24 protein-coding genes, 1 tRNA gene and 2 pseudogenes are annotated in these 23,414 nt (G+C 65.6%); 13 read left to right on the top strand and 14 right to left on the bottom strand.

All coding sequences use genetic code 11. The features are described from left to right. Positions 1-56: 56 nt before the first annotated feature. Entirely contained in the window at positions 57-482 is a 426-nt protein-coding gene (locus tag BLO63_RS07020) for a nuclear transport factor 2 family protein (protein WP_091438156.1), read from the bottom strand. Between the two features lie 213 nt (positions 483-695). Between BLO63_RS07020 and BLO63_RS07015 the strand changes: the two genes are divergently transcribed. The 4 genes from BLO63_RS07015 (at position 696) to BLO63_RS07000 (ending at position 4,046) form a co-directional block, all read left to right on the top strand. Further along, entirely contained in the window at positions 696-1,205 is a 510-nt protein-coding gene (locus BLO63_RS07015; protein WP_244517702.1) for a DUF305 domain-containing protein, read from the top strand. 10 nt (positions 1,206-1,215) lie between these two features. Next, a complete protein-coding gene (locus tag BLO63_RS07010) occupies positions 1,216-2,673 on the top strand; it encodes a YncE family protein (RefSeq protein ID WP_091438152.1) in 1,458 nt (485 codons plus the stop codon). A gap of 78 nt (positions 2,674-2,751) precedes the next feature. Then, positions 2,752-3,270, top strand: a complete 519-nt coding sequence (locus tag BLO63_RS07005) for a sigma-70 family RNA polymerase sigma factor (RefSeq protein ID WP_091438810.1) — start codon at positions 2,752-2,754, stop codon at positions 3,268-3,270. Continuing rightward, positions 3,267-4,046 (top strand): anti-sigma factor family protein, encoded by a 780-nt coding sequence (locus BLO63_RS07000; RefSeq protein WP_091438149.1) that lies wholly within the window; start codon positions 3,267-3,269, stop codon positions 4,044-4,046. Before BLO63_RS07005 ends, BLO63_RS07000 begins: the two co-directional genes overlap by 4 nt. A gap of 164 nt (positions 4,047-4,210) precedes the next feature. On the opposite strand, the gene BLO63_RS06995 is transcribed toward BLO63_RS07000, so the two are convergent. The 3 genes and pseudogenes from BLO63_RS06995 to BLO63_RS20925 all read right to left on the bottom strand — a co-directional run. Continuing rightward, positions 4,211-4,633 carry a cupin domain-containing protein gene (locus BLO63_RS06995; RefSeq protein WP_091438146.1) on the bottom strand — a complete coding sequence of 141 codons (423 nt, stop codon included), beginning with the start codon at positions 4,631-4,633 and terminating at the stop codon, positions 4,211-4,213. 177 nt (positions 4,634-4,810) lie between these two features. Beyond that, on the bottom strand, positions 4,811-5,710 hold the full coding sequence (locus BLO63_RS06990) for a helix-turn-helix domain-containing protein (protein WP_091438143.1): 900 nt from the start codon (positions 5,708-5,710) through the stop codon (positions 4,811-4,813). A 326-nt stretch (positions 5,711-6,036) separates the two neighbouring features. Then, positions 6,037-6,160, bottom strand: a pseudogene (locus tag BLO63_RS20925) (IS3 family transposase); the annotation flags it as partial. 2 nt (positions 6,161-6,162) lie between these two features. On the opposite strand from BLO63_RS20925, the gene BLO63_RS06985 reads away from it, so the two are divergent. Then, positions 6,163-6,426, top strand: coding sequence for a hypothetical protein (locus BLO63_RS06985; protein ID WP_091438141.1), 264 nt, complete (start codon positions 6,163-6,165; stop codon positions 6,424-6,426). A 323-nt stretch (positions 6,427-6,749) separates the two neighbouring features. Here BLO63_RS06985 and BLO63_RS06980 read toward each other — a convergent pair. The 3 genes from BLO63_RS06980 to BLO63_RS06970 form a co-directional block, all read right to left on the bottom strand. Continuing rightward, a tRNA-Arg gene (locus BLO63_RS06980) sits at positions 6,750-6,826 on the bottom strand. A 141-nt stretch (positions 6,827-6,967) separates the two neighbouring features. After that, positions 6,968-8,653, bottom strand: a complete 1,686-nt coding sequence (locus tag BLO63_RS06975; RefSeq protein ID WP_091438807.1) for an alpha-keto acid decarboxylase family protein — start codon at positions 8,651-8,653, stop codon at positions 6,968-6,970. A 111-nt stretch (positions 8,654-8,764) separates the two neighbouring features. Further along, positions 8,765-9,988, bottom strand: a complete 1,224-nt coding sequence (locus tag BLO63_RS06970; protein ID WP_091438139.1) for a glycine hydroxymethyltransferase — start codon at positions 9,986-9,988, stop codon at positions 8,765-8,767. 93 nt (positions 9,989-10,081) lie between these two features. Between BLO63_RS06970 and BLO63_RS06965 the strand changes: the two genes are divergently transcribed. Further along, entirely contained in the window at positions 10,082-10,930 is an 849-nt protein-coding gene (locus BLO63_RS06965; RefSeq protein WP_425284319.1) for a HesA/MoeB/ThiF family protein, read from the top strand. A 395-nt stretch (positions 10,931-11,325) separates the two neighbouring features. Here the strand turns inward: BLO63_RS06965 and BLO63_RS21205 are convergent, their stop codons facing one another. Together BLO63_RS21205 and BLO63_RS06960 are read right to left on the bottom strand one after the other, a co-directional pair. Further along, positions 11,326-11,718, bottom strand: coding sequence for a hypothetical protein (locus tag BLO63_RS21205; protein WP_205409278.1), 393 nt, complete (start codon positions 11,716-11,718; stop codon positions 11,326-11,328). A 295-nt stretch (positions 11,719-12,013) separates the two neighbouring features. Then, a pseudogene (locus tag BLO63_RS06960) lies at positions 12,014-12,295 on the bottom strand (transposase); the annotation flags it as partial. Positions 12,296-12,617: 322 nt separating this feature from the next. Here BLO63_RS06960 and BLO63_RS06955 point away from each other — a divergent pair. Further along, complete coding sequence (locus tag BLO63_RS06955; protein WP_091438136.1) at positions 12,618-12,869, top strand: hypothetical protein; 252 nt, start codon at positions 12,618-12,620, stop codon at positions 12,867-12,869. A gap of 796 nt (positions 12,870-13,665) precedes the next feature. Here the strand turns inward: BLO63_RS06955 and BLO63_RS06950 are convergent. Next, positions 13,666-14,667: a 2-hydroxyacid dehydrogenase gene (locus tag BLO63_RS06950; protein ID WP_091438134.1), complete on the bottom strand. Its 1,002-nt coding sequence runs from the start codon at positions 14,665-14,667 to the stop codon at positions 13,666-13,668. 201 nt (positions 14,668-14,868) lie between these two features. Here BLO63_RS06950 and BLO63_RS06945 point away from each other — a divergent pair, with 201 nt between their 5' ends. Then, a complete protein-coding gene (locus tag BLO63_RS06945; protein WP_244517700.1) occupies positions 14,869-15,453 on the top strand; it encodes an SH3 domain-containing protein in 585 nt (194 codons plus the stop codon). A 3-nt stretch (positions 15,454-15,456) separates the two neighbouring features. Here the strand turns inward: BLO63_RS06945 and BLO63_RS06940 are convergent, their stop codons facing one another. After that, positions 15,457-15,861 carry a tautomerase family protein gene (locus tag BLO63_RS06940; RefSeq protein WP_091438129.1) on the bottom strand — a complete coding sequence of 135 codons (405 nt, stop codon included), beginning with the start codon at positions 15,859-15,861 and terminating at the stop codon, positions 15,457-15,459. Positions 15,862-15,957: 96 nt separating this feature from the next. Between BLO63_RS06940 and BLO63_RS06935 the strand changes: the two genes are divergently transcribed. Continuing rightward, on the top strand, positions 15,958-16,824 hold the full coding sequence (locus BLO63_RS06935; protein ID WP_091438128.1) for a LysR substrate-binding domain-containing protein: 867 nt from the start codon (positions 15,958-15,960) through the stop codon (positions 16,822-16,824). Between the two features lie 92 nt (positions 16,825-16,916). Here the strand turns inward: BLO63_RS06935 and irrA are convergent, their stop codons facing one another. Next, positions 16,917-17,441: an iron response transcriptional regulator IrrA gene (irrA, locus tag BLO63_RS06930; RefSeq protein WP_091438125.1), complete on the bottom strand. Its 525-nt coding sequence runs from the start codon at positions 17,439-17,441 to the stop codon at positions 16,917-16,919. Between the two features lie 451 nt (positions 17,442-17,892). Between irrA and fabA the strand changes: the two genes are divergently transcribed. The 3 genes from fabA (at position 17,893) to fabI (ending at position 20,571) form a co-directional block, all read left to right on the top strand. After that, entirely contained in the window at positions 17,893-18,399 is a 507-nt protein-coding gene (gene fabA, locus BLO63_RS06925) for a 3-hydroxyacyl-[acyl-carrier-protein] dehydratase FabA (RefSeq protein ID WP_091438124.1), read from the top strand. An 83-nt stretch (positions 18,400-18,482) separates the two neighbouring features. Then, entirely contained in the window at positions 18,483-19,703 is a 1,221-nt protein-coding gene (gene fabB / locus BLO63_RS06920; protein WP_091438120.1) for a beta-ketoacyl-ACP synthase I, read from the top strand. A 34-nt stretch (positions 19,704-19,737) separates the two neighbouring features. Beyond that, positions 19,738-20,571, top strand: a complete 834-nt coding sequence (gene fabI, locus BLO63_RS06915) for an enoyl-ACP reductase FabI (protein WP_091438117.1) — start codon at positions 19,738-19,740, stop codon at positions 20,569-20,571. Between the two features lie 133 nt (positions 20,572-20,704). Here the strand turns inward: fabI and BLO63_RS06910 are convergent, their stop codons facing one another. Then, positions 20,705-21,556 carry a prephenate dehydratase gene (locus BLO63_RS06910; protein WP_091438115.1) on the bottom strand — a complete coding sequence of 284 codons (852 nt, stop codon included), beginning with the start codon at positions 21,554-21,556 and terminating at the stop codon, positions 20,705-20,707. Then, complete coding sequence (locus BLO63_RS06905) at positions 21,553-22,335, bottom strand: 3-deoxy-manno-octulosonate cytidylyltransferase (RefSeq protein WP_091438112.1); 783 nt, start codon at positions 22,333-22,335, stop codon at positions 21,553-21,555. Before BLO63_RS06905 ends, BLO63_RS06910 begins: the two co-directional genes overlap by 4 nt. Before the next feature lie 217 nt (positions 22,336-22,552). On the opposite strand from BLO63_RS06905, the gene BLO63_RS06900 reads away from it, so the two are divergent. After that, complete coding sequence (locus tag BLO63_RS06900) at positions 22,553-23,347, top strand: c-type cytochrome (protein WP_091438109.1); 795 nt, start codon at positions 22,553-22,555, stop codon at positions 23,345-23,347. Positions 23,348-23,414 lie beyond the last annotated feature (67 nt).

Below are 23,414 nucleotides of genomic sequence, written 5' to 3'. Positions count from 1 at the left end.
GCCAGCTCGCCCGTCCGTTGGGGGGACGTGAACGCCCCCCCGCGCGATCGGTCCGTTCAGTAAGTCGCGGTCGGATTGACCTGCCAGATTTCGTCGACCAGCCTGTCGCCGCGATAGAGCAGCACGTAGCGCACCTTGACCGTGTTCTTGCCGGCGAAGGTGACATCGGCCGTGACCGTGCCACCCTTGGGATTGGCCGCCGCTACCGCCATGGCGATGGTCGCCGTCTGGGCGCCCTGGGCGGCGAAGAATTTCGACCAGATCTCCCTGATCGCGCCCGGCTGGCTATAGGTGCCGTCGAGCGGGCCGCCGACCCAGTGCAGCGTCGCGCCGGGGCCGTAGGCCGCCGACACAACAGCGAGGTCGCCGCCGGCAATGGCGGCGATGCGCCACCTGGCGAGGTCTTCGGCAGAACCCGCCAGCGCGGCCGAGCCGGAAGCGGCGATAAGGACGAACGTCGCGGCGAGGGTTGAAAGGCGCATGTGCCTGAATCTCCAATGTGGCCTGCATCGGGAGACTCTCGTCGCGGCGCTTTATTCCGCCTGACGGGGCGTGCGTTCCGATTTTCGCGTCGCACGGGGTGGGCGTCGGGCGGGTCAGGCGAAGGCCGGAGAAAATTCGCGCCGGGGCGGAATAATCGCGCCGGCTGCGAGTCCAACCTCCCGAAGGCGTCATCGCCCGAAGGAGAAAAGTCCATGCGACAACGACACCTGTCTCGTGTCGGCGTGCTGCTCGCGCTCTGCCTGACTGGGAGCGCGGTCGCGGCGGGCGACCACAGCCATGGCGCCGACACGGCTTCCACAACCCGCGCCGAATCGCCGTTTCTCGCCGAGAACGCCGCCGCCATGGACAAGATGATGGCGGACATGGAGGTGACGCCGACCGGCGACATCGACGCCGACTTCACGGCGATGATGATCCCGCACCATCAGGGCGCCATCGACATGGCGGTCGCCTATCTGCGCTACGGCCAGAACCCGCAGCTGCGCCGCCTCGCGCAGGAGATCGTCATCGAGCAGCAGCAGGAGATCGCCGCGATGCGGCTTGCGCTCGGCCAGCCCCTGCCGCCTTCCGCGCCGGCGCCAACCCTGCCCGGGACCGGCGCCGCCCATGACCCTTCCGCCATGCCCCCAGGCACCCTGTCGCTCCGCCCGATGCCCGCCAGCACCATGGCGATGCCGGCCCTGTCGGCCCCGGCGAATTAGGAACCGTCCCATGAACACATCCGTCCTCACCGGCGTGCTCGCCAGCGTCCTGCTCGCCTGTGCGGTGCCCGCCTTCGCCGGACAGGCGCCGTTCGCCGCCTCCGCCCCGGACATTCCGCTGAGCAGCCGCGACCGCGTCTATGCCGCCGAGCAGTTCTCCAACACCATCTCCGTCACCGATCCCGCGACCAACAAGCTGGTCGGCATCATCCGGCTGGGTGAGCCGCAGCCGACGAACTTCAGCCCGCTCTACAAGGGGCAGGTGCTGGTGCACGGCATGGGCTTCTCGCCGGATCGTAAGACGCTCGCCGTGGTGTCAATCGGCTCGAACGCTGTCACCTTCATCGACACGTCGACCAATGCCGTGAAGCACACGACCTATATCGGCCGCTCGCCGCACGAGGCGTTCTTCACGCCTGATGGCAAGGAGGTCTGGGTGACGGTGCGCGGCGAGGACTACATCGCCGTGCTGGACAGCGCGACCTATGAGGAGAAGACGCGCATCAAGGTGCCGAACGGCCCGGGCATGCAGATCTTCTCGCCCGACGGGAAATACGGCTATGTCTGCTCCTCCTTCATGCCCGAGACCGTGGTCATCTCGGTCGCCGACCATAGGATTGTCGGCCGTGTGAAGCAGGAAAGCCCGTTCTGTCCCAACATCGCGGCGACGCCGGACGGCAAGCAGGTCTGGTTCACGCTGAAGGATATCGGCAAGGTGCAGGTGTTCAACGCGCAGCCGCCGTTCGAGGTCATCAAGACGCTAGAGACCGGCCCGATCACCAACCATGTCAACTTCGCCCGCAATGCCAAGGGTAGCTTCGCCTATGTGACGGTGGGCGGGCTCAACGAGGTCAAGGTGTTCCGCACCGACGACTTCACGCCGGTGGCGACCATTCCTGTCGGCAAGCTGCCGCATGGCCTCTGGCCGTCGGGTGATGGCTCGCGCGTCTATGTCGGGCTGGAAAACGCCGATGCTCTCGCGGCCATCGACACGCTGACCAACACGGTGGTGGCGACCATCCCGATCGGCCAGGCGCCGCAGGCGGTCAACTACGTGCCCGGCGCCGTGCCGGAGGGCGAGGGCACGCAGAACCTCCAGCCGCTCGGCGTCGCCGGGCAGGCGGCCCATCTCAGCCTGACCACGGACGGCAAGGCCGCCGACACGCCCCCGACCAGCATCACGCTGTTCGACCAGGGTCTGATCCAGGTCCTGCAGGCGTCAGTAACCGGCCTCGCGCCGAAGAAGCCGCATGTACTGGCGCTGGCCAGCCAGCCCGACGGCACGGGCGCGATCGAACCGCTCTCGGCCTTCATGTCCAATCCCGCCGGCTCGGCGATCGTCAACGCCGCCGGACCCATCCGCCAGATCGTGCAGAACGCGGCCAAGGCCGAGCGCCGCTATCTCGTCATCACGCAGGGCACGGTCGCCCAGCCCGGCGCCGTCGTCCAGCGCCAGACGCTGGATTGACGCGCCCCGCCTGCGCCAGGACAGTCGCTGATGGGGGAGGCGCGCCTCTCCTCGAAAGGAGACACCGTGAACCACGAGATGGTGCGCCTCATCGAGCCGCTGATTCCGGCATTGCGGCGCTATGCGCGGGCGCTGATGCGCGAGCGGACGGCGGCGGACGATCTGGTGCAGGATTGTCTGGAGCGCGCCATCAGCCGCTGGCATCAGCGGCGGCCGGGCGAGGACCCGCGGGCCTGGATCTTCACCATCCTGCACAATCTCGCGATGACGCGGCTGCGCCGGTCGACGCAGCGCCCGATCCATATCGGGCTCGACGACGCCGATCCGGCGAGCTTCGCCTCGGCGGCCCGACAGGAGGACGGGCTGCGCTGCCAGGACCTCGTCAACGCGCTGGCGCAGCTGCCGGATGAGCAGCGGACCGTGCTTCTGCTGGTCACGGTCGAGGAACTCTCCTATGCCGACGCGGCGCAGGTGCTGGGCGTGCCGATCGGCACGGTCATGTCGCGTCTGTCGCGTGCCCGCGAACGCCTTGCCAGGCTGATGTCCGCCGACCCGCGCGCAGCCCGTCCGTCGCCCCATCTCCGGAGCGTGAAATGAACCCTCTTCCGATCACCGAAGACGACCTGAACGGCTTTGTCGACGGCACGCTCACGCCCGAACGCCACGCCGAGGTGAGCGCCTATCTCGACGCCCATCCGCATATTGGCCGACGCATCGCGGTCTATGGCGAGCAGCGCGACATGCTGCGCGACGCCTTCGCGCCTGTCATGGACGAGCCGGTGCCGACGGAGCTCGACCTCTCGCGCATGATCGAGGAGCGCCGCCTGCCACGGCAGGCGCCACGCTGGGCGATGGCCGCGGCGGCGGTGCTGCTGCTGTCGGTGGGCGCCGCCGGCGGCTGGTCGCTGCGCGACCTGAGTCCTCCGACCTCCGAAGGTGTCCAGGCGCTCGCCCGCGAGGCGGCCGCGAGCTATGCGACCTATGTGCCGGACCAGGTGCGGCCGGTCGAGATCCGTGCCAGCGATCGCGACGTGCTCGCGGCCTGGACCGCCAAGCGCATTGGCCGTCCGATCGGCATTCCGGACCTGACGGCGGCGGGCTATCGGCTGATGGGCGGGCGCGTAGTGCCGACCGAGCACGGCCCTGCCGCGCTGTTCATGTTTGACGACGATCGCGGAACGCGGCTCGTGATGCTGGCGCGCCCGATGAAGGCCGATCCGGCCCTGCCAATGTCGCCTCACACCGACGGCGCACTCAACGGCTTCGCCTGGGCCGATGATGGCCTCGGCTACAGCCTCGTCGGAGCGGTGGCCCCGGACCGGCTGCATCCGCTGGCCGATGAGCTGCGCCGGCAGATACGCAGCGAGGCCTGAGCGACGTGTTTGCGACATACCCGAAAGGGTCGATTGATCGGTCACTGATCGTGCGCTGGAGAATGGCGCATCCGGCGCGATTTGAAGGTGAGACCTCTGCTTTTCGGATTAAATAGTCGGCTAACTTAATTATCAGAAAAGAGAGGGCGCTTCAGCGCCGGACGTCAGCCGTCCCGGTTCGGCGTGCCGAGCACATGTGTATCGGGCGGCAGCATCACCTGGTCGAAGGTCTGCGTGAACATGGCCGCCGCGAAGAAGGCTACCGCATGCAGCGTCTCGCTGCCCGTATTGACGATGTCGTGCCGCACGTTCGGCGGCAAGGCAAAGACGCTGCCCGCGCCGATGGTGCGGCTGCCGTCCTCCATCAGGAGTTCGCCGGTCCCGGCGAGGATGTACTGGGTCTCTTCCGTGGCATCGGTGTGCCAGCCCAGGCGCCCGCCGGGCGGAATCTCGTAGACGATGGTGGAGGACTGGCTCGCGCCATGCCCGCCGCAGGTGGCGAAGGCTCCGAGCCAGTTGACGGACGGGTCCGTCGCGCCGTGCACATGGATCCGCGCGAGCGTGTCGGCGGCAACAATGGGTACCATGACATCCCTCCGATACTGATGCTTCAATCGCCACGGGGCGCTGCTGGCCACCTGATGAGCCGCGCGCCACGTCCCGACGCACCGACACTAAAGGCACCAACGTAGGGGCGTTACGGAACTTTTCGCCTGCATTGGCGAAGGAAAGCGAAAGGCGGTGCTGCAGGTTACTTTATACCGTCAAAGGGCTTCAACGGTCGCGATTGGGGCCGCTGCGGCGTCTTCGCCAGGGGCCATGCGTGCTTTCGCCATGCGATAAATGAGATCATGGCCAGCCATGGTGTCGGCCAGGAATCGGTCGAAGCCGGCGCGACATTTGGGCGTGACGTCGACGCTGTTGCCCGACAGCCGCACGAAGCCGAGTTCCGCCGCCCCCTGCAGCAACTTGCGCACATGGGTACGGGACACGCCGAAGCTGTCGCCGATCTTGAGAAAGGACACCTGCGGCGGCGCCTGATCGTCCTGATGGGCGCACACATGCATGAGCTTGGTCAGTATCATGTGGCCGGCCTGCCGGGGCAGGAAGAAGGCGATCACCGGATTGGCCAGGATGAATTGCTGCGCATGGGCCAGGAACGCGGCACATATTTCGCGCGCCATGCGATGAAAGGCCGGGTCGTGGTTGACCGGTTCGGGATATCCGGGGTCCGGAAAGAGGACGTGCAGCGGGTGATAATAGACGCGGAGCGCGCGGCGATCATGGATGAGCATCCTGTCCGTGGGCGCCAGCAATGTGACGCGGCGATCGTTCGGCGCCCGGTAGGCCGAGATGTATCCGGTATCCGCAAGACGGCGGACGATATCGTGGGTGCGGCGCCAGCTCGCGATGCCATGGGCCTCCATCTGCCTTTTAAGCAGTTGCATGGTCGGCCATGTCGCGCGGTCGTGGGGTCGATGTCCGGCGTCCATGATGATGACGCTCATGAAGATCGTCGCTGCGCCGCCATCGATCAGCAGCCGGTTCTCGGCCGGCTGGTTCTCGTGCAGTTCGAGCATGTCGCGGACATAGATCTCGCGCGCCAGCCCGAAGCGCGGTTGCGCCAGGATGTCGTTCGCCGACAGCAGAGGCTGGATCTCCATCACAGGGATCTCATTCGACGCAGCGCCTTCCCAATCGTCGGCACAGTCTTACTCAAACGGGACAGAATTGGGAGGTGCCATACACAGAGCTGGCGCTTTTGATACTCAAGCGGCCCTCCCGGCACGCCGTTGTAACTGGCCGCTTTGCGCCGCCTTCTCGGTCGTTCAGGCCTTGCTTTCTATTTCTTAAAAGCAGACCTGAACCGCCGGCAGGTGAGACGTCCCGTTTTCGCGGTCGTTTTCCGGGGGGCTGCTTTAGGAACGCGGCATCCCAAGGACGCCGGACGCAAACCTCGGGCTGCGTGTTGCCAGTCTTGCCATTCGGTCAGATCCTTCAGCACCACATTGTCGAGCATGGCAAAGGCCAGCATGCGCGGTCCGATTGCCGTTTTCGTCCTCGAGAACCCGACGTCGTTTGGCCTCCGACACATCCATCCCACCGAAACGGGCGGATGGGCAAGACGGAGTGCAAGGGCCTTGCCGTCCGGATGGACCGGTTTGACCGCGCCGTCATCGATCATCTGGAACGGCGCATCCTCGATCCGGAACGCCTGTCCACCCTTCTGGAGCAGCTTCTCGACCGGCGCGAGGAATGGGTCGAGCGGCGGCGCAGCCACATCACCGAGCTCAATAAGCGGGCGACCGAAGCTGAGGCCAAGCTGCAGCGCCTTCATGAGGCGATCGAGAACGGCCTGATCAACCTGGCCGATCTCTGATTGAAGGACCGCATTGCCGAACTGGCCGCGATTCGCGACCAGACCGAGGCAGACGCTGAGCGTGCGCAAGCCGCGGTCGAGCGGGTCGGCCCCATCGTCACCGCTGAGGCCTGAAGCGCTTCTCCGAGATCGCCAGCGCCATGCTGCGCATCGAGACCGGCGAGTATCACCGTGACCATCTTCGAGCGCTCGCTCAGCGCGTCTAGGTGGTGAGCAGGTCGGAGATTCAGCGGATGGGAAACAAATCGGACCTGCTGCGCACGCTTGCGGCCGGATCAAGTGTAGGAGCGGCGGCGAACGGCGTTCGCAGTTTTGTGCCGAAGTGGCGCACCCGGCACGATTCGAACGTGCGACCTCTGCCTTCGGAGGGCAGCGCTCTATCCAGCTGAGCTACGGGTGCCGAGGCGCGCGAGGCGCCTGTGCCGCGTCTTCATAATCGAACCATGGCCCCCCGGCAACCGGGTGCGAGGGGCCTTTCGTCGGGAGCGCACCTAACCGTGCCGGCACGCCCCGCATCAGGGCCGTGCCGGCAGGCCTTGGTTCACTTCGGCTGCGGTGGGCGCGCATTGGCGGTGGCGACGCGGCGTCCCCAGGAAATGAGGTCGGGCGAACAATCGTCGCGGTCGAGGGCGCATTCGATCAGGGTCGGCCCCTTGGTGTTGCCGAGCGCCCGCGTGATCGCCTCGGCGAGTTCGCCGCCGGTGCCGGCGCGCAGGCCGAGCCCTTCCCCGTCCTCGGCGTTGAAGACGTTGATCAGCCCGGCATAGTCCCAGTTCTTGATGTTGTTATACGGGCCGTCATGGATTTCGACCTCGATCGTGTAGCCGCGATTATTGATGAGGAAGATGATGATCGGCAGCTTGCGCCGGATCATCTGCGCCACCTCCTGCGCGGTGAGCTGGAACGAACCGTCGCCGATCATCGCGATCACGCGCCTGCCGGGCGCGCCCACCGCATAGCCGAAGGTGGCCGGCACCGCCCAGCCAATCGAGCCCCACTGCATCTCGATCTCGAAGCGCGCGCCTTCGGGCAAGGCGAGGCGCATGCCGTTGAACCAGGAATCGCCGGTCTCGACGAGGACCGTGCTGTCGCCGGTCAGCAGCCCCTGGATCTGGCGCATCATCTCGGTGCGCGAGAGCTTGGCCTCCGGCGGCGCCTCCGGCACCGTGGCCGGCGCGGCGCGCAGCCGGTGGAACTCGTTCAGGGCGGTGGGGTTCGCGTCCACCCGTGCCGCCAGGCCGTCCAGCACCTCGGCAAGGTGCAGGCCGCTGAAATCATGCCCGGCAAGGGTGACATGGTCGATATCGAGGGTGAGAACGTTCGCCCCGGCCGGGTTCGAGGTCCAGCCGACGGTGGAATAGTCGTTGAACAGCGTGCCGATGCAGATCAGCCCGTCCGACCAGTCGACGATCTCGCGCGTGCCCGGCGCGGAGACCTCGCCCCAGTAGATGCCGGCAAATTGCGGGTGCGTCTCGGGGAAGAAGCTCTTGGCCGCCGCCATCACCGCCACCGGGCAGCCCAGCGCCTGCGCCAGCGCCAGCGCCGCGCGCTCGGCCTTGGCCGCGCGCAGCTTGCAGCCGATGAGGATGACCGGTTTCTTGCGGCCCTTGATGAAGTCCGCCGCGGCCGCCACCGCCGCCTCAAGCGTCGCGGCATCGCTGGGCGCGCCGGCGAGAAGGCCGCTCACCGGCCCCGGCGCGGCGCAGGGAGCGCCGGCAATGTTGCAGGCGATCTCGATATAGGCCGGCTTGCTTTCGCGCAGGGCGGTGCGGATCGCCGTGTCGATCTGGGAGGGCGCCTGCTCGGGCGAGGTGATCGCCACCGCGCAGCAGGTGATCCGGGCGGCGATGTCCAGCTGGTAGGAGAGATCGGAGGTCGCCATCGTGTGGTGCAGCAGATGGTCGGTGGCGCGGTCATTGGTGTTCGGCGCGCCGGAGATCAGGATCACCGGCAGGTTCTCCGCATTGGCGCCGGCAATGGCGTTGATGATCGACAGACCGCCGACGCTGAAGGTGACGACGGCCGCCGCGGCGCCATTGGCCCGGGCATAGCCCTCGGCGGCATAGCCGCAATTGAGCTCGTTGCAGCAATAGACCTGCTCGGTTTCCTCATTGGTCAGCAATTGGTCGAGCAGTGCCAGATTGAAGTCGCCGGCCACGGCGAAATGGTGCTTCAGCCCGATCTGGGCGAGACGGGCGGCAAGATAGCTACCTACGGTGTACGTCATGTTGCGCTCGGTCATTGCCTTGAGGAAGGTCCCCGGAACCTAGCAGCATCCCCGGCCCGCCGGTATCTCGAATGAACGCCGCGCGCGCTCTCGGGCCGGCCTCAGGCGCGCTCACGCCGGCCCGGCGAGCAGGTCCTCGATCCGCGCCGGGGTGCCCGGCGCCGGGTCCGGGCGCAGGCCGACACCGTCGTCGCCTGACAGCAGGCCGGCGAGGATGTCGGCGACGGCCTCCATGTCGGGGGCGAGAAGCCCCAGCGTCGCCAGAAACTGCGTGCCGACCCGCAGCGCGGTTCCCCCCGGCCGGGTGATGTCGGGGCAGAGGCCGATGATGACGCCGCTTTCCGCCAGCGCCGCCACCAGCGCACGCGGCGCGGCGCCCGCCGCGATCGGGATCAGCATCTGGTGCGTGTGGCCGGCCTCGGGCGCGATCACCGGCAGGCCGCGCGCGCGGCAGGCCTCGGCGAGGGCGGCGGTGTTGGCCACCACGCGCCCGGCGTAGTCAGTCGCGCCGGCGCGCATGTCGGTGAGCAGGCGCAGCAGCGGCGGCAGCAGGGCGGCGTTGGAATTGGCGAGGAAGCGCGCATCCAGCAGCCGCGTCAGCGCCTCGCCCTGCGCCGGGTCGCGGCCGAGGATGAGGCCGTGCGGCAGGCCGGGCAGGGTCTTGTAGGTCGAGGTGACAAGCACGTCGACGCCGGCCTCCAGCGGGTTGGGATAGGTGCCGCCCGCAATCAGCCCGGCGACATGCGAGGCGTCGAACACGGTGGTTGCCCCCACCGCGCGCGCCGCCGCGACCACGGGCGCGATATCGTCCGCCCGCACCATCGCGCTGCGCCCGAGCATGACGAGGCGCGGCCGCCGCTCTTCCACCATCCGCGCGGCGCCTGTCGCGTCGAGGCACAGGCCGGCGGCATCAAAAGGAAGCTCGTCGCAGACCAGCCCGGCAAGATCAGGCGTGCCGCCGCGCCGCTGGCTCAGATGCCCGCCCTGCGCCTTGTCAGGCGCCAGCATCAGCTCGCCCGGCCGGGCGAAGGCGTGGAACACCGCGAGATTGCACAAAGTGGCGCTCGGCAGGCGCGGCTCGGCCCAGCCGGCGCGAAAGAGGGCGCAGGCCTCCTGCCGCACCGCCACCTCGAACTGCGAGACGAGTTCCGTGCCCGGCTGCTCCTTGTCGAAGCTCGGCCCCATCGAGGGCATGGCACCGAGCCCGGGCGCCGTGGCGGCGATCACCTCCGGCGAGGGCAGGTTGGCGCCGGCATAGAGCACGAGGCGCTGGCGGGCGAGCGTGTCGCCATGGCGCGCGGCGGCGGCGAAGAGCGTTGCATGGTCCGGTGTCATGCCACGGAGATAGCCGCTAATCGCCGCGCGGCCAATGCGGCCTCGCCACGCAGAGTGTGGCGAGCGGGCGGCGGGTTGTTATATAGCTCAGCCATGACAGACACTCCCGCCGCCTCTGCCCCGCCGCCGCGCGCGCCGCTGTTCTCCCCCGAGGAGGTGGAGCGTTATGCCCGCCATCTCGTGCTCGCTGAAATCGGCGGACCGGGCCAGCAGAAGCTGAAAAAGGCGCGGATGCTGGTTGTGGGCGCGGGCGGGCTCGGCGCGCCGGCGCTGATGTATCTCGCCGCCGCCGGGGTCGGCCATCTCACGGTCATTGATGATGACGAGGTGTCGCTGTCCAATCTGCAGCGGCAAATCATCCACACCACCGCCGCCATCGGCCGGCGCAAGACCGAGAGCGCGGGCGCGTTCATCGCCGCGCTCAACCCGCATGTGGCGTTTGAAGGCATCAACGCCCGGCTGACGGCGGAAAACGCGCTGGCGCTGGTGGGCGGGGCCGATGTGGTGATCGACGGTTCGGACAATTTCTCCACCCGCTATCTCGTCTCGGACGCCTGCGCGCTGGCCGGCGTGCCTCTCGTCTCCGCCGCGCTGGGGCGTTTTGATGCCACGGTGACGACGCTGCGCCCGCATGAGAAGGCGGCAGACGGCACGCCGAACCCGACCTATCGCTGCCTGTTCCCGCAGCCGCCGCCGGCGGGGCTGGTGCCCAGCTGCGCCGAGGCCGGCATTCTCGGCGCGGTGGCCGGGGTCGCCGGCACGCTGGTGGCGCTGGAGGCCGTGCGCGCCGTGGTCGGCTTCGGCGAGGGGCTGGTCGGGCGGCTGTTGATGATCGACACCCTCACCATGCGCTTCGAGACGCTGAGCTATGGCTGGGACCCGGACAACCCGCTGACCGGCGAGAACCCGACGATCAAGGATCTGTCGGGTCATAGGCGCTGACCGGCAGCGGGTGGGTCCTTCTTCGAGGCCCATCCTTCGAGGCCCGGGCTTCGCCCGGGCACCTCAGGATGACGCTGCACCCAGGCAGGGCTGCGTTATGCTGAGCCGCAAGCGAAGCGTCGCACTGGGGACGATCTGCCAGAGGCCGGACCACGCCATGCTGAGGTGCGCGCGCAGCGCGCCTCGAAGCACGCAGATGCGTAGGTGTGAGGCTGAAGACGCTCTCCCGGGTCCCGGATCGGCGTCGCGCGAGGCGCGACGTGTCCGGGGAAGCCGAGCGCGCGGGGGCTGTACTGTCCCTCCGGCGAGCGGGCCGAACAGAGACCTGAGCAATGTGCGGCGATCTACGTCAGGCCAGTAGCGCGCGGGCCGCTGTTGTGGATGTAGATGAGTGCTCAGTTGAACATATAAATGTAAATTTGAATTAAAAAATCGAATATAATCATAAATGGATATATTAAATCATATCCCCAGACATACTTTATATGGCAGCCATCTATTTCAATGTATATAAACTGATCAAGTAGAGGTAGAAAATATCCATCTCTATCTACAGATTCTGCGCACTTCAAGGTGACGCCGGAGCCGCTATTTAATTGTTGGATGAACGCTATATATCCATCTTTTTTTGAAATATGCCGGGTGCCGTCGCCTATTTCGATGGTGCCACCAGGAAAATTTTCCACATGTACGACAAATACTATAATATTTAAGCTTATCATAAATATAAATAATGATATATATAATGATAAGAATCCAAATATAGCAAATAATGCACGTTTTATCATATGCGGCTCCGTGCATAGACCGATTAGCTCGGCAAAATCTGCGATGTGAGGCCGTAATCGCTAAGATCATTACCCTTTGAATGGACGCGAGGCAACGCGACAGGGTGTTCACGTGCCATGGGGTGGCTCGGTCGGGCGCGGATCTGTCGGGGGGGGGGGGCATAGGCGCTGAAGCGGCGCATCCCGCATGGCTTCAGGCTGGCGTCATCCCGGCCGGGCGGCGCGAGAACCGGGATCGGGGTTATCGTTGCGCGCGATCCTTCGGCGTGATCCCGGATCGGCCTTCGGCCGTCCGATTGATCGGCGTGAAGACGCCAGCGTCGCGCCAGTTGCAGAAATAGCCAAACACAGTGCTCTTGGGAGGAAGGTCTTTCGGGATCAGGCGCCATGGGATGCCGCCCCGCAGAACATAGAAGATGGCGTTGACGATTTCGCGCAGCGGCCAGACTGGTTTACGCCCTCTCGACGCTCGGTCTGGAAGAAGCAGAGCGATCACTTCCCATTCAGCATGCGTCAGGTCGGCTTCGTATCGTGGCCGACCGCGACTATACTGTCGCCGGGTGGTCGGGTTCCACATAGCGTTTCCGTTTAGGCATAAGTCGGCCTGGAATCAGTAGTTAGGCGACCATTCCGGCCATCTGCGGGAGAACTATGTCATCGGTTGCCGGACTGAAGTTGACGTCAGGCTCAGGGGAGTTCTATCGTCGCGCTATTCAGGGGAGAGGTAGGGTATGAGGTTGCTCTTGCTCGGAATAGCATTACTACAATCAGGTATTGCATTGGCGGGCGAGATCGCCCCTATGAATTCAGCCTCGCTGTTCTCGCAGAAGTGGGCTGTTTGCTCAGGGCTCTACAGCCGCCTTCAAGCCAAGATGAGTCACCGCTTTGAAGGATGTTCCATGAGCAAGGACGAATATCTCATTATCTATCCAATTCCCAGTCTTGTCTCCACTCTAATCAGCCGGGAGCGAGACAAGGGAAGCCCTTTGACTGAGGAAGAGGTGATCGAAATCCGCGACAATTGTGAAGCGGTTGCTGTTCCGCCCGACGTTGCCCGGAAGATCGATGAAGCACGAGGTTACCTCGATATCGATCCCGAAAATTGCTGGGAGGAGTGGCAACGAGCCCGAAAAGAGCCGATGGACAGTTAAGTGCCAGTTCCCCATCCGACTATCGAATTTTCGCACAGGCTCTGAGGCGGCGCCGGCGAGGAACGGACATGCGTTGCCGGACAGGGTGTTCGCACACACTCATCGTGGCAGCGCCGCGCGATGGTCGCGAAGCGCCCAGAGGCGCGTGCAACTAGTGTATGCGGCGCCGCTTACATGCCGTGAGGTGGCTTAACGGAGCTCCGAGATCAAATCATCTTCCAAGAAAAGGCTGTAAAAAATATCCGTTATCTCGCTACCCTCCTTTGGAGTATGAAAATAGCCACGAAAGTTATTAGCAATTGATAATTTCAGAGAATTCGGAAATAGACATTTTTCGACTTTCCGCAAATTCGATAAATGTTATCTCATCAATCAATACAGTATTATTTTCAAAATCGATTATAATATTATATCTGTTCAAATTTATTGTTTCAATAATTATTGATGTTCTGTTAAATATTTTATCGCATATCATTTTTCTGATATAGGGGGTCACTTCTTCTCTCATGAATACAGAGATGAATTCATCCATGAAGCTGACCTCGTTACTGGAGTGGAATGGCTTTATCAATCTCGCCTCCGCGATGATGGGCGCGAAACGAATTGTCATCGTTCCCTCGGTCCTCCCGCCGAAAAAAGGCCCCATCATGCTGATGTGCGCGCGCAGCGCGCCTCGAAGCACGCAGGTACGAGGGGTGAAAGCCCAATGCGCTGGCGCGAGGCCTCTCCTGGGCCCGGATCGGCGCCGCGCGAGGCGCGGCTGGTCCGGGGGCACGCATGCAGGCCTCAGCCCGCCCTACAGCATCGCCGGCAGCACCCGGTCGGGCGGGCGGTGGCCGTCCATGAACGCCTTGATGTTGACGATCACCTTCTCGCCGGTGTCGACGCGGGCCTCCACCGTGGCCGAGCCCATATGCGGCAGCAGCACCACCTTGCCGGCGCGGGCGAGCTTGAGCAGCTTCGGGCTTACCGCCGGCTCGCGCTCGAACACGTCGAGGCCGGCGCCGGCGATCTCGCCATGCTCGATCATGCGGATCAGCGCATGCTCGTCGATCACCTCGCCGCGCGCGGTGTTGACGATATAGGCGTCCGGCCGCACCAGCTTCAGCCGGCGGGCGGAGAGCAGATGGAAGGTGGCCGGCGTGTGCGGGCAGTTGATGGAGAGAATGTCCATCCGCGCCAGCATCTGGTCGAGGCTGTCCCAATAGGTCGCTTCCAGATCTTCCTCGATCTGGGCGGGCAGGGGACGGCGGTTGTGGTAGTGGATCTGCAGGCCGAAGGCGCGGGCGCGGCGGGCGACCGCCTGGCCGATGCGGCCCATGCCGATGATGCCGAGCCGCTTGCCCCAGATGCGGTGGCCCAGCATCCAGGTCGGCGACCAGCCGGGCCAGGCGCCGTCATCGCTGGTAATCAGCGCCGCCCCCTCGGTGAGCCGGCGCGGCACGGCGAGAATCAGCGCCATGGTCATGTCGGCGGTGTCCTCGGTGAGGACGCCCGGCGTGTTGGTGATGGTGATGCCGCGATTCGTCGCGCCCGTGACGTCGATATGGTCGACGCCATTGCCGAAATTGGCGATCAGCTTGAGATTGGGGCCAGCGGCCTCGATCACCCGGGCGTCGATCCGGTCGCAGATGGCGGGAACCAGCACGTCGGCGGTGGCCATCGCCTCGCACAGGTCGGCCTGGCTCATCGGCACGTCGTCGACATTGAGCCGCGCGTCGAACAGCTCGCGCATGCGGGTTTCGATCTTGTCGGGCAGCTTTCGCGTCACGACGACCAGCGGCTTCCTGCGGGCCATGTTGCTCCCCGTACGATTCACCGTGGCGATCAAGCTCCCGTTAACGCTACGGGCCCCACACTCGCGCCAAAACCGGGCGAGGCGTTCCTTAGCAGACAGGTCCGGGAAACACAAAAATGCACCGATTCGCAGTGCAGGCGTGTTTTCACGATCGTGCTGCCGGACAGGTGCCGCCGCGATGGGCGAAGGGTGATTGAGACGATGCATAACAACAAGCTTCGAGGCCGGACGAAGCTGCCGATGACGAGTTTTCTGCTGGCCTGTGTGGTCTCTTCGGCCTCACTGTCCACCACATCGTACTCACCGGCCAGGGCTCAGGAGCCGGCGCCAGCCGATATGGCGGGCCCGGTTGGGCGCACCAGCGGCCTGCCCGTGCCGCGCTTTGTCAGCCTGAAGGCCGACAAAGTGAACGTCCGCTCCGGCCCCACCCGCGATCATGGCGTGGCCTGGGTGTTCACCCGCGCCGGGTTACCCGTTGAAATTACTGCCGAATTCGAGACATGGCGGCGGATCCGCGATGCCGATGGGGCGGAGGGCTGGGTCTATCACTCCATGCTGTCGGGTCGGCGCACGGCACTGGTCAATCCGTGGAAGGCCGGCGAGGAAATATCGCTTTATGCTGAACCTTCCACGGGCTCGCCGGTCCGCGCCCGGCTCGAGGCCGGCGTGCTCGGCAAGGTCGAGCATTGCGACGGCAAATGGTGCCGCTTCTTCGACAATGGCTTCGACGGCTATATCGAGCAGGAACGCCTTTGGGGCGTCTATCCCGGCGAAAAGCTGGAGTGAGCGTCACCCCAGGCGGGCGGCGATATAGCGCCGCTCCTGGGTGAGCCCGCCATAGCCATAGGCGTCGCCGCGCGCTTCCACCACATGCACATAGCTCTCCATGTGGAGCGGCCCCAGAAGTTCGCCCATCGCTGCGAAGGAAGCGGCGATGAAGGCGGCCTTCTCGTCCTTGGTGTTGGTCCCTTCGGTCACGCGGATGTCGAGCCAGAACGCAGCAAGGCCTTGTTCTGCCAAGCTTTTTCCGGCGCAGAACCAGTGCGCCGGATCGGCCGGCTCTACCAGAACGGCGGTCACCGAAGGGTCCTTGCCCAGCCGGTCCTGCGCCAGCTGCGCGGCGCGTTGAGCGATCGCGGCCTCCAGCCCCGGGACGCCCGAGGGCGTGGCGAATCGTATCTGGATCATCGGCATGGCAGGGCTCCCTTCGCGGTGTGTGAGGGGAGTCGTAGAGCGTGCCGATACATGATAGAATGCTATCATTAAAACTATCAATGATAGCATTTCATTATGACTGATCGCCCCCTCGATCTCGACCTCGTCCGCGCCTTCGTGCATGTGGCCGAGCTCTCCAGCTTCACCCGCGCCGCCGAGGCGCTGGGCGGCACGCAGGCGGGGGTGAGCCTCAAGCTGCGCAAGTTGGAGGCGCGGCTCGGCCGCACTCTGCTGGAGCGCACGCCGCGCCTGGTGCGTCTCACCGCCGATGGCTCGCAGTTTCTGGAGCGCGCCCACCGCTTGCTGGCGGCGGATCGTGAGGCTCGCCTGTGGGATACGGCGCCCACGCGCAGGCTGCGGCTGGGCATCAGTGACCACACCACCGGCGATACGCTGCCGGCACTGCTGCGTCGACTTGCGGCGGTCAGTCCCGGCATCGTGTTCGACATCCGCATGGGGTTCTCGCAGGTGCTTTGCGACGCCTTCGATGCTGGTGAACTCGACGCGGCCGTGGTGCGGCGCGAGGGCAGCCGGAGGGAAGGGGAGAATCTGCGGCAGGATCGCTATGGCTGGTTTGCCGCCGGCGACTGGCAGGCGCGCGGCGATTCGCTGCCGCTGGCGTTGCTGGCGTCACCCTGCGGCGTGCGCGCCAAGGCGATCGAGGGGCTCGATTCCGCCAGTATCGCCTGGCACGAGGCCTTCACCGGCGGTAGCGTCTCTTCGGTCGGCGCGGCAGTTGCCGCGGGGCTGGCCGTGGCGCCGCTGGCCGCCCATCTTGCGCCCCTCGGCAGTGTGGATGTCGGCCCGGCGCTGGGCCTGCCGGCGCTCCCGGCGGCCACGGTGATGCTGGTCGCCCGCACCGGCGACGCGTCCGCCAAGGCGGCGCTGCGCGAACTGGCGGCGTTTCTGCGGGCCGGCCAGAGCGCGATACGATCCGATTGAACCACGCCGACCGGCGCCTGCTCTGCGGGACCGCAATGAAAAAGGCCGGTCACCCGACCGGCCTTTGAAAGCAATGCGGAGCGCCTGTGGTGCTACGAGCGGCGCTTGGGGCGCAGGCGGACCACCACGTCGACACGCGCAACCTCATAGCCTTCCGGCGGCTCGGGAATGCGCTCCACCTCGACCGAGGCGCTGGGAATGTCGACGAGATTGTTCTCGCCTTCCAGGAAGAAGTGGTGGTGATCCGACGGATTGGTGTCGAAATAGGTCTTCGACCCGTCGACCGCCAACTCGCGCAGCAGGCCAACCTCGGTGAACTGATGCAGCGTGTTGTAGACAGTGGCCAGCGACACCGGGAAGCGCGCCTTGATCGCCTCTTCGTGCAGGATTTCCGCCGATACGTGGCGGTCGCCCTTGGCGAATAGCAGCCAGCCGAGCGCAAGGCGCTGGCGGGTGGGGCGCAGGCCGACATCGCGCAACATGTGCCGCACGTCGTGGAACGGGCAGCCGGTACGGCCGGCGCCGTCACGCAGCTTGGCGACGGGCAGGATGGGGCCATCTTCCTCCACGACCATGCGGGAGAAGGCCAGGTTCTGGGGGCGAAAGCCTTCGCTCATCTTTTCTTCCGAACCATCATTACCGCCTTTCCCGCCCCGAAGGGGGTAAGGTCGATCCGCAGCACAACAGGCATCAGGCGCACCGCCCGGCGACGCGGGAAGCACGCGCACGGTGCCATTTTCACCAAGCATTATATCGGTACGCCGGGCGGTGGGGCAATATCGTGCGGAATAATCGTAATGGTTCCAATCTGCGCCGCCATCGACGCCGCAATGCCGCGAGGGGCGGCTGTACTTTTCCCGTGTCATGGTGCCAGGGTGCCGTCACCTAGGTGACATTTTGAATGCTCCCGCCGGGGCGCAGCGGCTTTGAGCGGGCGGGGCGCTGTGATAGGAAGCGCGCTGCGTCAGGCGGCCGGAGCGGGAACAAGCCCGCGCCCATGCCGCGAAGAACGGCGGCCGCGGGTCGCTCAAGGCAATGGAAACAGCAAGCGTGGGTATTACCGAAACGATGGTCGAGCGGCAGACGAGCTTCACTTACGAGGAACTGCTCGCGTGCGGGCGCGGAGAGCTTTTCGGACCGGGCAACGCGCAGCTTCCCGCGCCGCCGATGCTGATGTTCGATCGCATCACCGAGATTTCCGAGGATGGCGGCCCGAACGGTAAGGGCCATGTGCGCGCCGAACTCGACATCCGGCCGGACCTCTGGTTCTTCGGCTGCCACTTCATTGGCGACCCTGTCATGCCTGGCTGCCTCGGCCTCGATGCGCTCTGGCAGCTGGTTGGCTTCCATCTCGGCTGGCTCGGTTCCCCCGGCCGCGGTCGGGCGCTCGGTGCCGGCGAGATCAAGTTTTCCGGTCAGGTTCTGCCGACCGTAAAGAAGGTTGTGTACGGGATCGATTTCAAGCGCGTCATGCGCTCCAAGCTGGTTCTCGGCATTGCCGATGGCTGGGTGGAAGCCGATGGCGAGGTCATCTATCGGGCGGGCGACCTGAAGGTCGGCCTGTTCCAGTCCTGACGCCCGCGCCCTTGCGGGGGTGTACCCGCAGGGCCATTTCGCGTGCCTAGATCCCCTCGCGTGCTTTGAAGGAAAGGAAGCCTATGCGCCGTGTTGTCGTAACCGGAATGGGCATCGTCTCGTCCATCGGCAACTCCACGCAGGAGGTTCTCGCCTCGCTGCGTGAGGGCCGAAGCGGCATTCGCCGGGCCGAAACCTATGCCGAACTCGGCTTCCGCAGCCAGGTGCATGGCGCGCCTCAGCTGGACGCCAGCGAGGTGGTCGACCGCCGCGCCATGCGCTTCCATGGCGGCGGCACCGCCTGGAACCATGTGGCCATGGACCAGGCGATCCGGGATGCCGGGCTGGAAGAGCACGAAATCTCGCATGAACGCACCGGCCTCATCATGGGCTCGGGCGGCTCCTCCACCCGCACCATCGTCGAGGCGGCGGACATCACCCGCAAGAATTCGAGCCCGAAGCGCGTCGGCCCCTTCGCTGTGCCGAAGGCGATGGGCTCGACGGCGTCGGCCACGCTGTCCACCTGGTTCAAGATCAAGGGGCTGAGCTATTCGATTTCGGCCGCCTGCGCGACGACCAATATCTGCATCGGCAATGCTGCCGAGATGATCCAGTACGGCAAGCAGGACATCATGTTCGCTGGCGGCTGCGAGGATCTCGACTGGACGCTGTCCTGCCTGTTCGACGCCATGGGCGCCATGTCGTCCGATTATAATGACCGTCCGGCCGTTGCCTCCCGCCCCTATGACAAGAATCGCGACGGCTTTGTCATCTCCGGCGGCGCCGGCGTGCTGGTTCTCGAAGAACTGGAACATGCCAAGGCCCGTGGCGCGCGTATCTATGCCGAGATCGTCGGCTATGGCGCCACCTCGGACGGCGCCGACATGGTCGCCCCTTCGGGCGAGGGCGCGGCCCGCGCCATGAAGCTGGCTATGTCCGGCGTGAAGGGCGGCATCGACTACATCAATCCGCACGCCACCTCGACCCCGATCGGCGATCTCAAGGAGATCGAGGCGATCCGTGCCGTGTTCGGCGACAAGGCGCCGCCGATTTCGGCCACCAAGTCGCTCACTGGCCATTCGCAGGGCGCGACCGGTGTGCATGAGGCGATCTACTCGATGCTGATGATGCAGAACGGCTTCATCTCGGCCAGCGCCCATATCGACGAGATCGACCCAGCCTTCGCCGACATGCCGATCGTGCGCGAGCGCGTCGACAATGTGCGGCTGGAGCGGGTGCTCTCCAACGGCTTCGGCTTCGGCGGAGCCAATGCGGTGCTGGTCTTCCAGCATCCCGAAGCTTGATCGACGCGGCGCGGCGGCGGAAGGGACAGCCAGCATGAGCCTGATGCAGGGGAAGCGCGGCCTTATCATGGGCGTCGCGAATGACCATTCCATCGCCTGGGGCATTGCCCGGACGCTGGCGGCGCAGGGCGCCGAACTCGCCTTCACCTATCAGGGCGAGGCGCTCGGCCGCCGGGTCAAGCCGCTCGCGCAGAGCCTGGGCAGCGACACGCTGCTGCCCTGCGATGTCGAGGACCTTGCCTCTGTCGACGCGGTCTTCGCGGCGCTGAAGGAAAAGTGGGGCACGTTGGACTTTCTCGTCCATGCCATAGGCTTCTCCGACAAGAACGAGCTGAAGGGCCTCTACGCCGACACCACGCGGGCGAACTTCACGCGCACCATGGTGATTTCCTGCTTCTCCTTCACCGAGCTCGCCAAGCGTGCGGCGCCGCTGATGACGGATGGCGGTTCGCTGATCACGCTCACCTATGGCGGTTCCACGCGGGTGATGCCCAACTACAATGTGATGGGCGTCGCCAAGGCGGCGCTGGAGGCGAGCGTGCGCTACCTCGCCGCCGATTACGGTCCGCAGGGGGTGCGCGTGAACGCGATTTCCGCTGGCCCGATCCGTACCCTGGCGGGTGCCGGCATCGCCGATGCGCGCCTCATGTTCAACTACCAGAAGCGCCATGCCCCGCTGCGCCGCACCGTCTCGATCGACGAGGTCGGCGGCGCCGCGCTGTATCTGCTCTCGGACCTCTCGACCGGCGTTACCGGCGAGGTCCATTTCGTCGATTCCGGCTACAACATCATCTCTATGCCGCATCCCGACGCCTTGAAGACCATCGAGGATGCCGAGGAACGCGCCGCTGGTGAGGCGGCGGAGTAGGGCGGGTCCACCGCTCTTCGTTGCATTGTCATCCCGGACGGTCCGCAGGACCGATCCGGGATCGCGAGACGCCGGAGAACGATTCCGGCTCTCGCCGTGCTCGGCCGGGATGACGTCGGCGCCGGCGTGCCCCTCAGGCCCTCAGCGCGATCCGGTAGGCGTGGGCGGGATAAACCCCCAGAATCCGTACTTCCTTTGAGAAGAACGACAGCTCCTCCAGCGCCAGCTTGAGGGCCGGATCGTCCGGATGGCCGTCGACATCGGCATAGAACTGGGTGGCGAAGAACTCGCCGTCGAGCTGGTAGGATTCCAGCTTCGTCATGTTCACGCCATTGGTGGCGAATCCGCCCATCGCCTTGTACAGCGCCGCCGGCACGTTGCGCACGCGGAACACGAAGGTGGTCACGGTCGGCCCGTTATTGGCCGGAGCCCATTCGCCCTCCTTCGCCAGTATGACGAAGCGGGTGGTATTGTGGGCCTCGTCCTCGATATTCTCGGCGATAATGTCGAGGCCATAGATTTCGGCGGCGAGGCGCGAGGCGATGGCGGCGCGCGTCGGGTCCTGCGATTCCGCCACCAGACGCGCCGAGCCGGCGGTGTCGGCACCGACAATGGCCTTAAGCCCCAGCTTGCGGATGATGTTGCGGCACTGGCCGAGCGCCATGACATGGCTCTCCGCCGACTTCACCGTCGCCAGCGAGGCGCCCTTGATGGCCATCAGCTGGTGGGAGAGCGGCAGGAAGAACTCGCCGATGATGGTGAGCCCGGAGGTCGGCATCAGGTGGTGGATGTCCGCCACCCGCCCGGCGACCGAATTCTCGATCGGGATCATGCCGAGATCGGCCTCGCCATTCTGGAGCGCGGCGAAGGCGTCCTCGAAGGTAGCGCAGGGCAAGGCCTCGTGATCGGGATAAACCTCGCGGCAGGCGATATGCGAGTTCGCGCCCGGCTCGCCCTGGAAGACGATGGTGCGGCGGCTGGTCATGAGAGTGTCCTTGATTCGTGAGCGGCCTGAACATGCGCCGCTTCCCGGGCGAGCATGGCGCGCGCCTTTTCCAGATCTTCCGGCGTATCGACCCCGAGCGGGACGGTGTCGACGATGGCGACATCGATCCGCATGCCGGCCTCCAGCGCACGCAGCTGTTCCAGCTTCTCCCGGCTCTCGAGTGGTGACGGCGGCAGGGTGACGAAGCGCTCCAGCGCGCTGCGGCGATAGGCATAGAGGCCGATATGGTGGAACAGCGGCCCCTCGCCGTAAGGGGCGGTGGCGCGGGTGAAATAGAGCGCGCGCAGCCGCCGCGGGGTGATCGGGCTGCCGACGGCCTTCACCACATTGGGATTGGTGCGCTCGCCCGCATCGGTGATTTCGGCGGCCAGCGTGCCGATGTCGACCGCCGCGTCGTCGAGCAGGTCCAGCGCGGCGCGGATGAGCGAGGGGTCGAGCGTCGGCAGGTCGCCCTGCACATTGACGATGCGCGCCACCTGTCGGTCCGGGTCGAGGCGCCCGAGCGCCTCAAAGATTCGGTCCGAGCCGCTGGCATGGTCGGCGCGGGTCATGGCGACCTCGAATCCGGCGCTCTGAACCGCAGCCTGCACGCCGGCATCATCGGTGGCGACGACCACCCGGCCGATGCCTGCCGCGGCCGAACGCCGCGCCACTTCGACGATCATCGACCGGCCGCCAAGATCGGCGAGCGGCTTTCCCGGCAAGCGGGTCGAGGCCATGCGGGCTGGAATAAGAATAAGTGTGTCCTGGGAGGACATGTTGGTGCCTTGTCATCGTCCTGCGCGGTGACGGGCGCCTCTCTCAGAGTGGCGAAACGTAGCACCGCAGCGCGCTTATACGGGTTGCACGCGAACCGTCAAAATGATTAGTTCCCGCGCGCCATTGGCGGTCGTAGGCGAGCGCTGATACATTGCGCGCAGGGTATTGCAGGCCAGCCGGATGGTCCGCGTGCCGGGTGAGGGAGCGAATATTTCGATGGACAGCTTCGAGCTGAACAAGGTTGCTGGTGCGGTCCTGGGCGTGCTGACGTTGACGCTCGGTCTGAACGTGTTCGCCGACATCCTGTTCTCCAGCCATGGGCCGGAGAAGGCCGGCTACGAGATCGCCGTGCAGGAGGAACTGACGGGCGAGGCACAGGCCGAGCCGGCCGCGGTTCCTCTGGCCCAGCTGCTCGCCGCCGCCAGTCCTGAGAAGGGCGAGGCCCAGTCGAAGAAGTGCGCGGCCTGCCACAATTTCGTGGAAGGCGCCGGCGCCAAGGTTGGTCCGGACCTCTACGGCGTTGTCGGCCGTCCGGTAGCGAGTGCAGAAGGCTTCGCCTATTCCGCCGCTATGAAGGCGCATGGCGGCGACTGGACCTTCGAGGAGCTGAATGGCTTCATCAAGAGCCCGAAGACGCATATTCCCGGTACTTCGATGGGCTTCGCCGGCATCGCCAAGGACACCGACCGCGCCGATCTGATCGCCTACCTCAACACTCTGTCGCACAACCCTTTGCCGTTGCCCTCGCCGGAAGCGACGCCCGCCGCCGCCGAGCCTGCGGCCACACAGCCGGCTTCTGGCGAGACGGGCGGCAATGTGCCGCCGCCGGCCGGCTCCGCCGCGCCCGCCACCACCGTGCCGGCACCCGCGCCGGCTGCGCCGGAGGCCCCCGCGTCCGAGGCGCCTGTGGCTCCCGCTCCCGAGGCCCCGGCTTCCGAAGCACCTGCCGCTCCCGCGCCAGCGGAACCGGCTCCGGCCGAGCCTGCTCCGGCGGCGCCCGCCACGCCTTGAGGCGACCGCCCGACAGGGCACATTCTTTCACGATCACGTCAGGCCGGCGGCGCAATGCGTCGCCGGC

The organism is Ancylobacter rudongensis (assembly GCF_900100155.1).
In the GTDB taxonomy this organism is placed as follows: domain Bacteria; phylum Pseudomonadota; class Alphaproteobacteria; order Rhizobiales; family Xanthobacteraceae; genus Ancylobacter; species Ancylobacter rudongensis.
Note: the sequence above shows the minus strand (reverse complement) of the source record. Positions and strands in the feature narration are given on the sequence as shown.